This is a genomic window from Nocardioides sp., assembly GCF_024509035.1.
Lineage (GTDB): Bacteria > Actinomycetota > Actinomycetes > Propionibacteriales > Nocardioidaceae > Nocardioides.
In genome coordinates this window covers 1-13855 of the sequence record NZ_JANINT010000012.1, presented here as the reverse complement: position 1 = coordinate 13855, position 13855 = coordinate 1, and the positions used below count along the sequence as shown (strand labels likewise).

The window sequence follows — 13855 nt, the reverse complement described above, 5'->3', positions numbered from 1 at the left end:
TGGTCGGTGATCGAGGCGGCGCTCGCCCCGCGGCCCTGGCGGCCGGCGATCTCGAAGGCCCGGCGGCTCAGCAGTCGCAGGTCGCGGGGGCCGATCGCCCACCGGGGGCCGGTGAGCAGCGTCAGCAGCGAGGCGTTGGCGGTCACGTCGTGCAGCAGGTGGAGGGTCGCGACGATCTCGGCGACCTCGGGCAGGCGCAGCAGTCCGGACAGCCCGACGATCTCGACGGGGATGCCGGCCGAGGTGAGCGCGTCGAACACGTCCTCGGCGTGGGCGTTGTCGCGGGTGAGGACGCCGATCGAGGCCCAGCCGGCCGGCTCGGGCGACTCCGCATGGGCCTGCTTGACCGCCTCGGCGAGCCAGGCGAGCTCGTCGGCGTGGGTGTCGAACACCCGGGCGGTGACGGTGCCGGTCTCGGCCTCGGGCTTGGCGACCAGCGGCTCGACCTGGCCGTACTTCTCGTAGAGCGGGGCGGCGAGCCGGTTGGCGACCTCGAGGATGCGGGCGTCGGAGCGGCGGTTGACCGTGAGCGGATAGGTCGGCACCGGGCCGCCGTCGGCGGCGGGGAAGGTGTCGGCGAAGTTGAGGATGTTGGAGACCGACGCACCTCGCCAGCCGTAGATCGCCTGGTTGGGGTCGCCGACCGCGGTGACGGGGTGTCCCTCGCCGAAGAGCCGCGACAGCATCACCGCCTGGGCGACCGAGGTGTCCTGGTACTCGTCGAGCAGCACGACCTTGAACCGCGAGCGCTCCAGCACACCGACATCGGGCTGCTCGTCGGCCAGCCGGGCGCCGAGCTCGATCTGGTCGGAGAAGTCCATGAGGCCGAGGTCGCGCTTGAGCCGGCGGTAGGACTCGACGAGGCCGAGCAGCTCGCCGCGCCGGTCGATCGCGGAGATCGCCTTCTCGATGGCCTCGCGGTAGGTGACGCGGCCCTTGCCGGCGACCTCGTCGGCGAGCGCTGCCTGGAACCCGCGGCAGGCCTCGGCATCCACGGCGCGCACCGCGTCGGGTGCGACGAGGTGCTCGCTCATCGCGCTGTCGAGCGCGAGGAGGTTCTGGATCACGGTCTCGGGGTGGTCGGAGAGGTGCTGGACGTCCCCGGTGTAACGGTCGACCACGCGGGCGCCGAGCTGGTAGCGCGCCGCGTCGGTGATGACGCGGGTGTCGGGCTCGTGGCCGATGCGCAGGCCGTGGTCGGTGAGCAGGCCGGCGGCGTACGCGTTGTAGGTGGCGACCGTCGGCTCGAGGACATCGCCCTCGCCCTCACCACCGTCGTCGATCTCGGTCGGCTGCTCGAGGGCACCGGCGGCCTCGAGCGCCTGGCGGATCCGCTGGCGCAGCTCGCTGGCGGCCTTGGTGGTGAACGTCAGGCCGAGCACCTCGTCGGGGCGCACCTGGCCGGTGACGACGAGGTAGACGACGCGGGCGGCCATCAGCGTCGTCTTGCCCGAGCCCGCACCCGCGATCACGACCGCGGGGGTGAGCGGGGCGGAGATCGCGGCCCACTGCTGCTCGCTGGGGGCGTACGGCGTGCGCATCACCGCCGCCAGCTCCTCGGGCGTCCTGATCTGTCGGTTCATTGGGCCGTCACCGACCCAGCGCTCTTGATCGGGCAGATCGCCACGAACGTGCAGTCGCGGCAGTGCTGGCCGGCGACGGCGGGGAACGTCTCCGCGCGCAGCAGCGACGCGGCGTGTCCCAGGCGGGCCCGCAGGTCGTCGCGGGCGGCGCCGTCCTCGGGATGAGCGTCCTGGGCCTGCACGACGGCCGTCTCTCCCCCGTCGGTGAGTCCCAGCTGGACGAGCTCGGCGCCACCGGCCACGGCGCCCGGTGCGAGCTCGGTGACCGCGCCGTGGTCGACCGCGTACTGGTAGAGGCCGAGCTGGACGTGGCCCTCGACGGACTTGTTGCTGGGCTTGGTGCGGCCGGTCTTGAGGTCGACCACGATGACGCGCCCCTCGGCGTCGAGCTCGATGCGGTCGGCGTAGCCGCTGATCTTGACCTGCTCGCCGTCGTCGAGCGCCACGACGGTGGTGAACGGCGCCTCGGTGTCGAGCAGCGTGCGTGGGTTGGCGAGGTGCCACTGGAGGAAGCGGCCGACCGCGGCCCGGACCCGCTCGTGCTCACGGGCCCGCGACCAGGGCGTGCGGAAGTCGAGGCGGTCCCACACCGCGTCGACGTGCTCCATCAGCACGTCGACCGCGGGCTCGATCTCGCCGGCCGCGACCCGCTGGGCCAGCGCGTGGAGGAGCTCGCCGAGGTTGGCGGACTGGTGGGCGCGGGCGATGCCGCCGGCCTCGCGCTCGAGGAACCACTGGGTCGGGCAGACCGCGACCGCCTCGAGCACGCTGGCCGACACGGGCACCGGCTGGTCGGGGTCGCGGATCGGCTCGACCGACCGGGTCGCGGCGCGGGTGCCCCACCAGCTGGCGGGGTCGGCCATCGTCACCTCGGACGCCAGCCGGGCCAGCCGGCGGGCGGCGGCCTCGCGCAGCGGCTCGGAGGTCTCGGGGTCGGCGACCGTGCGGCGCAGCTCGGCGACGAGCCCGGCCAGCGAGAGCGGCCGCGGTGGACGCCCGACCACCCGCTCGACGCTCACCCCGAGCTCGTCGAGGAAGCGGGAGGGCTGCTCGCCCTCGTCGTCGGGCGAGGCCACCGCAGTCACGACCAGCCGCTGCCGAGCGCGGGTGCAGGCGACGTAGAACAGCCGGCGCTCCTCCATGAGCAGCTCGCGCGTGGTCACCGGCGGGACGACGCCGTGCTCGCCGATGCGGTCGGCCTGGAGCAGCGTCGAGCGCCGCCGCAGGTCGGGCCAGCCGTCCTGCTGCACGTGGGCCACCACGACCAGCCGCCACTCGAGACCCTTGGAGCGGTGGGCCGTCAGCAGGCGTACGGCGGCGCCGCGGGCGCCCCGCTCGGCCAGCGTGTCGGCCGGGATCTGCTGCTGGACCAGCGTTGCGAGGAAGGCCCGGACGCCCACGTGGTCGCGCTGCTCCTCGGCGCGCGCGGCGACGTCGAACAGCGCGCAGACCGAGTCGAGGTCGCGGTGTGCTCGACGGGCGGCACCCCCGCCCAGGTCGACCGAGCGGCGCAGCCGGGCCGGCCAGCCGGTGCGGGACCAGAGCATCCAGAGCAGCTCCTCGGCCGATGCGCCACCGCGCATCTCCTCGCGAGCGTCGAGCAGCAGCTGGGCGAGCGCCCGCGCCCGGCCGACCTCGGGGCCGTCGAGCCCGTCGAGGAAGCCCGGCTCGACGATCACCCGGCGGACCAGGTCGCGGGAGGTCCGCGGGGTGCGGCCCTCGACCTTGCTCTGCTCCTTCTCGCGGGAGCGCAGCCGTCGCGCCAGGCGGCGCACGTCTCCGGCGTCGAGACCGCCGAGCGGGCCGAGCAGCAGCGCCTCGGCGCGGGCTGGGTCGATGTGCTCGACGTCCTCGACGTCGTCGTTGTCGAGGTTGACCACGGCTCGCAGGGCGTCGAGCAGCGGGAGCACCGCGGGGTCGCGGACGAGCGGCACCTCGTCGCTGGCGACCTCGACCGGCACCCCGGCGGCTCCGAGCGCTCGACGCAGCGGCGGGATCGAGGTGCGGCCGGAGCGGACGAGCACCGCCATCTGGTCCCAGGGGATGCCGTCCTCGAGGTGGGCGCGGCGCAGCAGGTCGGCGAGGTGCTCGGCCTCGGCCCGCTCGGTGTCGAACGTGCGCACCAGCACCCGTCCGTCCCCGAGGCCGGACGCCTCGGCCTGCGGCGCGAGGAACGCCGCGCGCGCCTCCTCGGGGATGCTGCCGGGCAGCGCGAGCCGGCCGGCCACGCGCTGGGAGGCGACCAGCAGTCGCGGCCCGAAGCGCCGGGTGGTGCGCAGCGCGACGACGTCGGCGGGGCTGCCGTCGGCCCGGGGGAACTCGGTCGGGAACTCGAGGATGCCCCGGACCTCGGCGCCCCGGAAGCCGTAGATCGACTGGTGGGGGTCGCCGACGGCCACCAGGTCGCGGCCGTCCCCGGCGAGCGCGCGCAGCAGCGCGACCTGGCCCGGGTCGGTGTCTTGGTACTCGTCGACGAACACCGCCCGGATCCGCGAGCGCAGCTCGTCGCGGTGGGCCTCGGCCTCGATGGTGGCGCGGCGGATCAGGTCGGCGTAGTCGGTGGCGCCCTGGGAGTCGAGGTTGGTCAGGTACTGGTCGAGGAAGAGGCCACCGGCGACGAACTCGGGCACCCCCTCCGCCTCGCCGAGAGCACGGAGCGCCTCGCCGTCGAGACCCTTCTCGCGCGCCCGGGACAGCACGGCGTGGACCTCACGGGCGAAGCCGCGGGTGCCGACGGCGCGCGTGAGCGACTCGGGCCAGGTCACCGACTCGGGGTTGTCGGTGAGCAGCTCGCGCAGGACGACGTCCTGCTCGGGCGCCGACAGCAGGCGCAGCGGGGCCTCGTAGAGCTCGGCCGGTGAGTAGGCGCGGATCAGGCCGTAGGCGAAGGAGTGGAACGTCGAGCTGAGCGTGGTCGACATCGTGCGGCCCAGGCGCGCGGTGACCCGGTCGCGCAGCTGCTCGGCGGCCTTGCGGGAGAACGTCAGCGCCAGGACCTGGTCGGGGGTCGCACCACGCCGCTCGATGCGGTCGACGATCGCCTCGACCAGCGTCGTGGTCTTGCCGGTGCCGGGGCCCGCGAGGACCAGCAGCGGGCCGCCCGGGTGGTCGACGACGCGGCGCTGGTGCTCGTCGAGCTCGGGGACCGCGACGGCGTGCTCGGCCCGCACGAGGCGGTAGGAGGTCGCGGTGGCCGGCATGTGGCTATTCGATCACCTCGCGCCGACAGCGCCCGACAAGGGCGTGCGTGAGTCCCCGTCGCCACCGAGACGGAGTGGACATGGCAGTCGTGAGGGCCCGACGCACCAGACGTATCTGCTGTGTCCCGGGCAGGATCACGACCGTTTCGTCAGGTGCGACGGCGATATCGACCGAACGGTTGGCACATTCCGCCGTAGGCCGCCCGGGGCGGTTCTCAGTAGCGTGCACGCCCATGAGCGACGGCCCCCTCTCCGACCTGCTGGTGCTCGACCTGACCCGCGCGCTCGCCGGTCCGCACGCCGCGATGATGCTCGGCGACATGGGGGCCCGGGTGATCAAGATCGAGCCGCCGGCCGGGGACGACACCCGCGGCTGGGGCCCGCCGTTCATCGGCGCGGACGACGAGCGCGAGTCGACGTACTTCCTCTCGGCCAACCGCAACAAGGAGTCGCTGGTCCTCGACCTGAAGTCCGACGCCGACCGGGAGGTGCTCGCCCGGCTGGTCGAGCGGGCCGACGTGCTCATGGAGAACTTCCGGGTGGGCGTGCTCGAGCGGCTCGGCTTCTCGGTCGAGCGGCTGCACGAGCTCAACCCCGGGCTGGTCGTGCTGAGCATCACCGGCTTCGGTCACGACGGCCCCGAGGCGACCCGGGCGGGCTACGACCAGATCGCCCAGGGCGAGGGCGGGCTGATGTCGATCACCGGCACCTCGCAGCCCACCAAGGTGGGTGTGCCGATCGCCGACCTGGTCGCCGGCATGAACGGCGCCTTCGGCATCCTCGCCGCCCTGCACGAGCGCGCCCGCACCGGTCGTGGCCGGGTCGTGCGCACCTCGCTGCTGGCCGGGATGGTCGGCGTGCACGCGTTCCAGGGCACCCGCTGGACGGTCGCCGGCGAGGTGCCAGGCCTGGCCGGCGACCACCACCCGTCGATCTCGCCGTACGGCATGTTCGCCTCGGCCACGGCGCCCGTGCAGATCGCCTGCGGCTCGGAGAACCTGTGGCGCGCGCTGTGCGGGGCGTTCGGCTGGGACGCCGACGAGCCCGAGTTCGCCACCAACGCGCTGCGCGTGGCGAACCGCGACGCGCTGACCGCTCGCATCGAGACGCTGTTCGGCACCGAGCCAGCCGAGCACTGGCTGAGCGCGCTCGCCGAGGCCGGCGTGCCGTCGGGCAAGGTGCGCTCGCTCGACGACGTCTACTCCTGGGAGCAGACGCTCTCGCAGGGGCTGCTCCTCACCGTCGACCACGCGACGCAGGGCGAGCTGCGGCTGCCGGGCTCACCGATCCGGTTCGACGACAACGCCCACTCCGGCGGCCGCTCCGAGCACACCGCTCCCCCGACACTGGGGCAGCACGACGCCGCGATCCGGGCGTGGCTGGAGGGGTGAGTCCCCTCCTCAGGTCGATCAGCGGGCGCGCAGCACGCTGACGCAGAACCCCTCGTCGCCGGTCCACGGCCGCAGGGCGTACGTCGCGAACCGCTGCTCCAGCTCCAGGCCGGTGCCCGGCAGCGCGGCGTCGAGGTCGGCCGGGGTGAAGCCGCGGACGGTCCGGCAGCCGACGACGAGGAACGCGTCGGGGCGCAGGTGGACGGCGAGCCGCTCGATGACCGACGCCTGGGCATCGGGGGTCACGAAGTCCATGACGTTGCCGACCACCATCGCGCCGTCGAACGGCTCGGGCTCGCCCATCGCGGGCAGGTCGAGACGGGCGAGATCGGAGACCAGCCAGGTCGCCGCGGGGTGGTCGGCGCGCGCCGCGTCGATCAGTACGGGGTCGACGTCGACGCCCACGACCTCGTGGCCGAGCTGCGCGAGGTAGCCCCCGTGGCGCCCGGGACCGCACCCCGCGTCGAGCAGGCGCGCGCCTCGCGGCGCCAGCGTGTCGACCAGCCGCGCCTCGCCCACGAGGTCCTGGCCGTGGGCGGCCATCTGGCGGAACCGCTCGACGTAGTGGTGGGAGTGGTCGGGGTCGCTGAGGCCGGGCCAGAGCGACCCGACCGGCTCGGGGGTGGTGGTCACGACGCCATCATCCCCGGTCGCCGAAACGACTCACGGCGCGACCAGCCCCGCGGCCGTGAAGATGTCGCGGGCCGCCTGCACCTGCGCGGCGGTGGCCCCGTCGACGCCGACCAGGCGGTCCTCCATGCCGAGCTCGGCGTACTTCTCCCGGCCGAGCCGGTGGTAGCCGAGCACGTCGACGCGCTCGACGTTGCCGAGCGTGGCGACGTACGCCGCGTGCCGCTCGACGTGCTCGGGCTGGTCGTTCCAGCCCGGGACGAGGACGTAGCGCACCCACACCCGCTTGCCCATCGTCGCGAGCCGCTCGGCGAACCGCAGGGTCGGGGTGAGGCTGCCGCGGGTGAGGTCCTCGTAGATCGCCGGGTCGATCGCCTTGACGTCGAGCAGCACCAGGTCGGTGGCCTCCAGCAGCGCGTCGTCCGCGCGGTGGCCGAGCGCACCGGAGGTGTCGAGGGCCGTGTGCAGGCCGAGCTCCTTGGCGCCGCGCAGGACCGCGGAGGTGAACGCCGGCTGCAGCAGCGGCTCGCCGCCGGAGACCGTCACCCCGCCGCCGGAGGCCTCGATGAACCGGCGGTAGCGGCCCACGCGGGCCAGCACGTCCCCGACCGAGTGACGGGTGCCGTAGCGCATGTCCTGGGTGTCGGGGTTGTGGCAGTACGCGCAGGCCAGCGGGCAGCCGGCGGTGAACAGCACGAACCGGGTGCCGGGGCCGTCGACGCCGGTCGAGATGTCCCACGAGTGCACCGACCCCGTGAGCTCGCCCGTGATGGGGCCGGTGCGTGGATCGACCACGGAGTGCGGCCGCTCACGGGCCCCCAGGTCGATGGCCACCCCGGTCAGAGCCCTTCGTGGAACGTGCGGCTGATGACGTCCTGCTGCTGCTCGCGGGTCAGCCGCACGAAGTTCACGGCGTACCCCGAGACCCGGATCGTCAGCTGCGGGTAGTTCTCCGGGTGCTCCATCGCGTCGAGCAGGGTCTCGCGGTCGAGGACGTTGACGTTCATGTGGAAGCCCTCGGAGGCGTTGTAGCCGTCGAGCACGCCCGCCAGGTTGGTGATCTGCTCCTCGCGGGTGCGGCCCAGGCCGGCCGGGGTGACCGTCGTGGTGAGCGAGATCCCGTCGCGCGCGGAGTCGAACGGCAGCTTGGCCACGCTCAGCGCCGAGGCGACGATGCCGTGCCGGTCCCGCCCGTTCATCGGGTTGGCGCCCGGGGCGAACGGCTCGCCGGCCCGGCGGCCGTCGGGGGTGTTGCCGGTGCCCTTGCCGTAGACGACGTTCGAGGTGATCGTCAGCACCGACTGGGTGTGCTCGGCGTTGCGGTACGTCGGGTGCTGGCGCACCTTGGCCATGAACGACTCGACCAGCTCGACCGCGATCTCGTCGGCGCGGTCGTCGTCGTTGCCGTACGTCGGGAACTCGCCGGTCGTGTCGTAGTCCACGACCAGCCCGCGCTCGTCCTTGACCGGACGCACCTGGGCGTACTTGATGGCAGCCAGCGAGTCGGCGGCCACCGAGAGGCCGGCGATGCCGCACGCCATGGTGCGGTGCACGTCGGAGTCGTGCAGCGCCATCTCGAGCTTCTCGTAGGCGTACTTGTCGTGCATGTAGTGGATGACGTTGAGCGCCGAGACGTAGGTGCCGGCCAGCCAGTCCATCATCGAGTCCAGGCGCGCCCGGATCTCGTCGTAGTCGAGGACGTCGCCGTCGTACACGGGGCTCTCGGGGCCGACCTGGGCGCCGGAGACCTCGTCGCGGCCGCCGTTGATCGCGTAGAGCAGGGTCTTGGCGAGGTTGACCCGGGCGCCGAAGAACTGCATCGCCTTGCCGACCGCCATCGGCGAGACGCAGCAGGCGATCGCGGTGTCGTCGCCGAAGCGGGGGCGCATGAGCTCGTCGGACTCGTACTGGATCGCGCTGGTGTCGAGCGAGACCGCAGCGCAGAACTTCTTGAAGCCCTCGGGGAGCTCGGGGCTCCACAGCACGGTCAGGTTCGGCTCGGGCGCGGGGCCGAGGTTGTAGAGGGTCTGCAGGTAGCGGAACGAGGTGCGGGTGACCAGCGTGCGGCCGTCGGCCCCCATGCCGCCGATCGACTCGGTGACCCACATCGGGTCGCCGGAGAACAGGGCGTCGTACGCCGGGGTCCGCAGGAACCGGACGATGCGCAGCTTGATGACGAAGTCGTCGACCAGCTCCTGGGCCTGCTCCTCGGTGAGCCGGCCCTCGGCGAGGTCGCGCTCGATGTAGACGTCGACGAACGTGCTGGTGCGCCCCAGCGACATCGCGGCGCCGTTCTGGTCCTTCACCGCGCCGAGGTAGCCGAAGTAGAGCCACTGGATCGCCTCGCGGGCGTTGGTGGCGGGGCCGGAGATGTCGAAGCCGTAGGACGCGGCCATGGTCTTGAGCTCGCCCAGCGCGCGGATCTGCTCGGCGAGCTCCTCGCGGGACCGGATGACCTCCTCGGTGGCGGGCCGGCTGTCGAGCGCGCGCAGGTCGGCCACCTTGCCGGCGACGAGCCGGTCCACGCCGTACAACGCGACGCGCCGGTAGTCGCCGATGATGCGGCCGCGGCCGTAGGCGTCGGGGAGCCCGGTGATGATGTGCGAGCGGCGGGCCGCGCGGATCTCGGGGGTGTAGGCGTCGAAGACGCCCGCGTTGTGGGTCTTGCGGTAGTGGGTGAAGATCTCCTCGACGTGCGGGTCGACCTCGTAGCCGTAGGCAGCCAGGGAGTCCTTGACCATCTTCCAGCCGCCGTTGGGGATGATCGCGCGCTTGAGCGGGACGTCGGTCTGGAGGCCGACGATCAGCTCGTGGTCGCGGTCGATGTAGCCCGGGCCGTGGCTGGTGATCGACCCGGGCACGTGGGTGTCGATGTCGTAGACGCCGCGGGCGCGCTCGACCGGGAACATCCCGCAGAGGATCGCCCAGATGCCGGTGGTGCGGGCCGTGGGGCCGGCGAGGAAGTCGGCGCCGCCGGTGTACGGCGTGTAGTTGGCGGTGATGAAGTCGCGCACCGCGATGTCGTCACACCAGTCGCCGCGCACGAACCCGCGCCACGGATCGGCGGGGGCGGTCATGGTGGAGGCGGAGCTGTCGGTGGTGGTGTCGACGGGGCGGTCGGCGGTGGTCGTCACGGGTCGGAGCAGTCCTTCTCGAGTGCCGGGGACCGAGCCCTTCGCCCGTCCTCCGGTCTTTACCGCTCCATCGTCTCGGGCGCGGCCCGGGAATTAGTAGGACCTTTGTCCCCGATCTGACGTGGTTGAGATCTCACCTACCTGACCTTGGTCCCGGGACTTCGGTCCGACGCGCCTCGGCGCTGCGCGGGGTGGTCGGTGTCCTCCCGGGGCTCACCCGGGACGTCATACGTTGCGGTGGCTAGGACGCCCACTTCGTATGACGTCCCCGGGTGGTCCGAGCAGAGGTCATCCGATGTGGCTGTCCCGGCGACCAGGTCGGATGACGTCAGCCGAGGTCGACGATCGCGGCGACCGGGCCGCCGCCGTCGGGGCCCTGGTGGGCGGCGGAGACCGAGACGAACACGGCGGGGTCGCCGGTGACCGCTGCCGTCACGCCACCGACGGCGGCCTTGATCTGGCGGTGCCAGTGCACGTCGGAGTCGTCGAGCATCGCGTTGCGGCGCCCGCGGACCTGGCCGTCCTGGGAGGCCTCGCACTTGAGGAAGACGTTGACCAGCCGGCCGTCGAGGTCGGAGGTGCGGGGACGCTCGGGCAGGTCGAGGCCCGCGGAGCGGATCGCCTCCCAGATGCCGTCCTGGTCGAGGGCGTCCTTCATCACCGAGTGGCCGATCCGGTAGCGACCGCCCACGCCCGGGGCGTTGCCGACCACGACCACCTGGGCCTGGTCCAGCTCGACGCCCGAGGAGCAGGACGCGACCGAGGAGAACAGCGAGCGATCGTGCATGACGTCCGCGTCGGTGGGCATCTCGATCTCGCCGAGCGCGACCGCGATACCGAGCGCGGTGCAGCCGTTGGAGAGGTCCATCGACTCGTGGGTGTGCTCGGTCCACACGGTCTTGCCGCGCGACTTGGCGTCGCGGATCGTGTGGATCGTCAGCAGCGGCGTCTTGGTCTGCACGTAGTGGACGTCGGCCGGGTCGGTGATGCCGGCGCGCTCCATCGCGACCTTCACGGCGTCGGCGACCTTGGTGATCATCGGCGTGCGGCCGATGTCCTCGGGCGCCAGCCGCTCGCTCATCGCGAAGCCGACGGTGAGGCGCGGCTCGTCGGACGGCGCCAGCTCGCCGGTGAGCTCCGAGGGCGGGACGGTCGCGAAGATCGTCGCGTGGGGGCTGATCACGCCGTCGGTGCCGCCCGACCACACGATCGGCACCTGCTTGACCTGCTCGGTCGGGGCGCCCTTCTCGACGAGCACCTCGCGGAACGCGCGGTCGGCGATGATCCGCGTGTAGTCGTTGACCCCGCCGTTCCCCTCGGTCTTGCCGATGATCGCGATGACGCGGTCGGCGTGCATCACGCCGTCGTCGATGAGCTTGGCCAGCTCGCTGGCGTCCGCGACGGAGTGGATCGGGACCTTGCGTACTTCGATGGCGTCGGGCATGGGGTTCCTTTGCTGATCGGGGTGCTCGTGCGGTTCTAGTCGGGTACGACGACGGTGCCGCCGTCGCCGGTGACGGCCTGGGTGATGTGGGCGAGGTCGGTGATGACGGCGCGCGCGCCGCCGCGCTCGACGAACCGGCAGGCCGCGTCGACCTTCGGTCCCATCGAGCCGCTGGCGAAGTGACCCTCGGCGGCGTGGCCGCGCAGCTCGGAGACCGTGACGGTCCCGAGCGGCTCGGCCTCGGGGGTGCCGAAGCGGAGCACGGCGTGCGGTACGTCCGTACCGATGACGAGGACGTCGGCGTCGACGGTCTGGGCGAGCAGCGCCGCCCCCAGGTCCTTGTCGATCACGGCCTCGACGCCGTGCAGGGTGCCGTCGAGCTCCTGCACCACCGGGATCCCGCCGCCGCCGTTGGCGACGACCACGAAGCCGGCCTCGACGAGGGCCTGCACGGCCGGGGCGTCGACGATGCGCAGCGGCTCCGGCGAGGCGACGACCCGGCGCCACCCCTTCTCGCCGCGGTCCTCCCAGGTCTCTCCGTGCTCGACGAGCACGGCGGCCTCGGCCGCGGGCAGGAAGCGCCCGATGGGCTTGGTGGGGCGGGTGAAGCCCTCGTCGTTGGAGGCGACCAACGCGCGGGTCACCACGGTCGCCGTACGCCGCTCGATGCCGCGGCGGGCCAGCGCCGCCTCGAGGGAGTTCATCAGCACGAACCCGAGCGTCGCCTGGGTCTGGGCCCCGCACCAGTCGAGCGGCACCGGCGGGACGACCGCGGCGGCGAGCTCGTTCTTGACGAGCAGGTTGCCGACCTGGGGGCCGTTGCCGTGGGTGATCACGACCTCGACGTCGCGCTCCAGCAGGCCGGCCACGGCGTCCATCGCGACGTCGGCCGCGGCGATCTGGTCCTCCGGACGGGCCCGCCCCTCGGCGTTCGTCATGGCGTTGCCGCCGAGCGCGAGCAGGACTCTCATGTCACGAACCTAATGACCCCGCCCGCACCGGGCACCGTGGGCGGCGACGAGGGAAACACCCGATCGCTGGCAACACTTGCCACACGGATTCCTCCCAGAGGAGGCCTCCGCGTGCCGCTGCCTCCGGTCAGGCGAACACGAAGTACCGCAGCCACACGTAGAGCCAGGAGATCACCAGCGTCGCGAACGTGACGACGACACCGTGCTTGGTGAATCGCCAGAAGCTGATGGGGTGCCCGGCCTTGGCCGCGATGCCGAGGACCACGACGTTGGCGCCGGCGGCAACCGCGGTGGTGTTGCCACCGAGATCGGCGCCGAAGACGAAGGCCCACCACAACGGGCTGCCCGCGCCGGTCTGCGGGGACGCGGCGACCATGTCGGCGACGATCGGCACCATCGCCGCGGTGTAGGGGATGTTGTCGACGAACGCGCCGGCCACGGCCGAGCCGAAGAGCAGGACCGAGGAGGCCAGCAGCTCGCGCTCACCGAGCGCTCCTGCCGCCCACGATCCCAGGTCGCCGATCACACCCACCTCGACGAGGCCCCCGACCAGGACGAACAGCGCCATGAAGAAGGCGAGGGTGACCCACTCGACCTCCTCCAGGAACTCCTCGGGGGTGGACCCCGAGACCGCGACCATCGCCCCGGCGCCGAGCATCGCCACCACCGAGGGGTCCAGGTGCAGCACCGTGTGCAGGCCGAAGGCGACCATGACCACCGCGAGCACCACCAGGCAGCGAGCGAGCAGTGCGCCGTCCGCGATCGCGGCCCGGGGAGCCAGGTCGGTGACGTCGTCGCGGACCTGGAGCCCCGGGACGCGCAGCTCGCGCCGGAACAGCACCAGGCAGAGCACCACCAGCGCGGCGACCAGGATCACGGTGATCGGGAGGGCGTGGACGAGGAAGTCGTTGAAGGACAGGCCACCACGGCTCGCGATGATGATGTTGGGCGGGTCACCGATCAAGGTGCCCATCCCACCCACGTTCGACGCGAAGACCAGCGCGATCAGGTACGGCACCGGCGAGAGCCCGAGGCGGGCGGTCACCGACAGCGCCACCGGAGCCACCAGCAGCACGGTCGTGACGTTGTCGAGCACCGGCGAGAGGCCGGCAGTGATGAGCATGAGCAGTGCCATCAGCCGCCCGGGGCGGCCACCCGACGCCTGGGCCGCCCAGAGGGCGAGGAACTCGAACAGGCCGGTCTGCTTGAGGACGCTGACGATCACCATCATCCCGAACAGCAGGAAGATGACGTTCCAGTCGACACCGGTCTCGTGGTCGAAGAACGCGCCGTCGGCGTCGACGAGGCCGATCACCGTCATCGCGGCGACGCCGCCGAGCGCGGCGGTGAGGCGGTGGACCCGTTCGGTGGCGATCAGCGCGTAGGTGATGGCGAAGATCGCGATCGCGGCCAGGGCGACAGTGCTCATGTGGGGTCCCCGCGGAAGTGTGGGCTGGAGGAGCGCAGCGGGGGAAGCCCGCAGTTTCGTGGGGTGCTCATGC

9 protein-coding genes are annotated in these 13855 nt (G+C 72.5%); 1 reads left to right on the top strand and 8 read right to left on the bottom strand.

The window, feature by feature from the left end; genetic code table 11:
- On the bottom strand, positions 1–1583 hold a 1583-nt coding region (locus tag Q0L15_RS01315; protein WP_296601691.1), incomplete at its 3' end, for an ATP-dependent helicase.
- Complete coding sequence (locus tag Q0L15_RS01310; RefSeq protein WP_296601690.1) at positions 1580–4783, bottom strand: ATP-dependent DNA helicase; 3204 nt, start codon at positions 4781–4783, stop codon at positions 1580–1582. The genes Q0L15_RS01310 and Q0L15_RS01315, both read right to left, overlap by 4 nt.
- 233 nt (positions 4784–5016) lie before the next feature.
- Between Q0L15_RS01310 and Q0L15_RS01305 the strand changes: the two genes are divergently transcribed.
- Positions 5017–6174: a CoA transferase gene (locus tag Q0L15_RS01305; RefSeq protein WP_296601688.1), complete on the top strand. Its 1158-nt coding sequence runs from the start codon at positions 5017–5019 to the stop codon at positions 6172–6174.
- A gap of 18 nt (positions 6175–6192) precedes the next feature.
- Here Q0L15_RS01305 and Q0L15_RS01300 read toward each other — a convergent pair whose 3' ends face one another.
- The 6 genes from Q0L15_RS01300 to Q0L15_RS01275 all read right to left on the bottom strand — a co-directional run bounded on the left by Q0L15_RS01300 (position 6193) and on the right by Q0L15_RS01275 (position 13782).
- Complete coding sequence (locus tag Q0L15_RS01300; RefSeq protein WP_296601687.1) at positions 6193–6807, bottom strand: bifunctional 2-polyprenyl-6-hydroxyphenol methylase/3-demethylubiquinol 3-O-methyltransferase UbiG; 615 nt, start codon at positions 6805–6807, stop codon at positions 6193–6195.
- A gap of 30 nt (positions 6808–6837) precedes the next feature.
- Positions 6838–7638 (bottom strand): pyruvate formate-lyase-activating protein, encoded by an 801-nt coding sequence (pflA, locus tag Q0L15_RS01295; protein WP_296601685.1) that lies wholly within the window; start codon positions 7636–7638, stop codon positions 6838–6840.
- Between the two features lie 5 nt (positions 7639–7643).
- Complete coding sequence (pflB, locus tag Q0L15_RS01290; protein WP_296601692.1) at positions 7644–9881, bottom strand: formate C-acetyltransferase; 2238 nt, start codon at positions 9879–9881, stop codon at positions 7644–7646.
- 385 nt (positions 9882–10266) lie between these two features.
- Positions 10267–11382, bottom strand: coding sequence for a ring-opening amidohydrolase (locus Q0L15_RS01285; RefSeq protein ID WP_296601684.1), 1116 nt, complete (start codon positions 11380–11382; stop codon positions 10267–10269).
- A gap of 35 nt (positions 11383–11417) precedes the next feature.
- Positions 11418–12353, bottom strand: a complete 936-nt coding sequence (arcC, locus tag Q0L15_RS01280) for a carbamate kinase (RefSeq protein WP_296601683.1) — start codon at positions 12351–12353, stop codon at positions 11418–11420.
- Positions 12354–12480: 127 nt separating this feature from the next.
- Positions 12481–13782, bottom strand: a complete 1302-nt coding sequence (locus tag Q0L15_RS01275) for an ArsB/NhaD family transporter (RefSeq protein ID WP_296601681.1) — start codon at positions 13780–13782, stop codon at positions 12481–12483.
- Positions 13783–13855 lie beyond the last annotated feature (73 nt).

What these genes read in the sequence shown, in the direction of transcription:
- Q0L15_RS01310 (WP_296601690.1), bottom strand. Translation starts at nt 4,783, where the DNA reads ATGCCGGCCACCGCGACCTCCTACCGCCTCGTGCGGGCCGAGCACGCC.
- Q0L15_RS01305 (WP_296601688.1), top strand. Translation starts at nt 5,017, where the DNA reads ATGAGCGACGGCCCCCTCTCCGACCTGCTGGTGCTCGACCTGACCCGC.
- pflB (WP_296601692.1), bottom strand. Translation starts at nt 9,881, where the DNA reads ATGACCGCCCCCGCCGATCCGTGGCGCGGGTTCGTGCGCGGCGACTGG.
- Q0L15_RS01285 (WP_296601684.1), bottom strand. Translation starts at nt 11,382, where the DNA reads ATGCCCGACGCCATCGAAGTACGCAAGGTCCCGATCCACTCCGTCGCG.
- arcC (WP_296601683.1), bottom strand. Translation starts at nt 12,353, where the DNA reads ATGAGAGTCCTGCTCGCGCTCGGCGGCAACGCCATGACGAACGCCGAG.
- Q0L15_RS01275 (WP_296601681.1), bottom strand. Translation starts at nt 13,782, where the DNA reads ATGAGCACTGTCGCCCTGGCCGCGATCGCGATCTTCGCCATCACCTAC.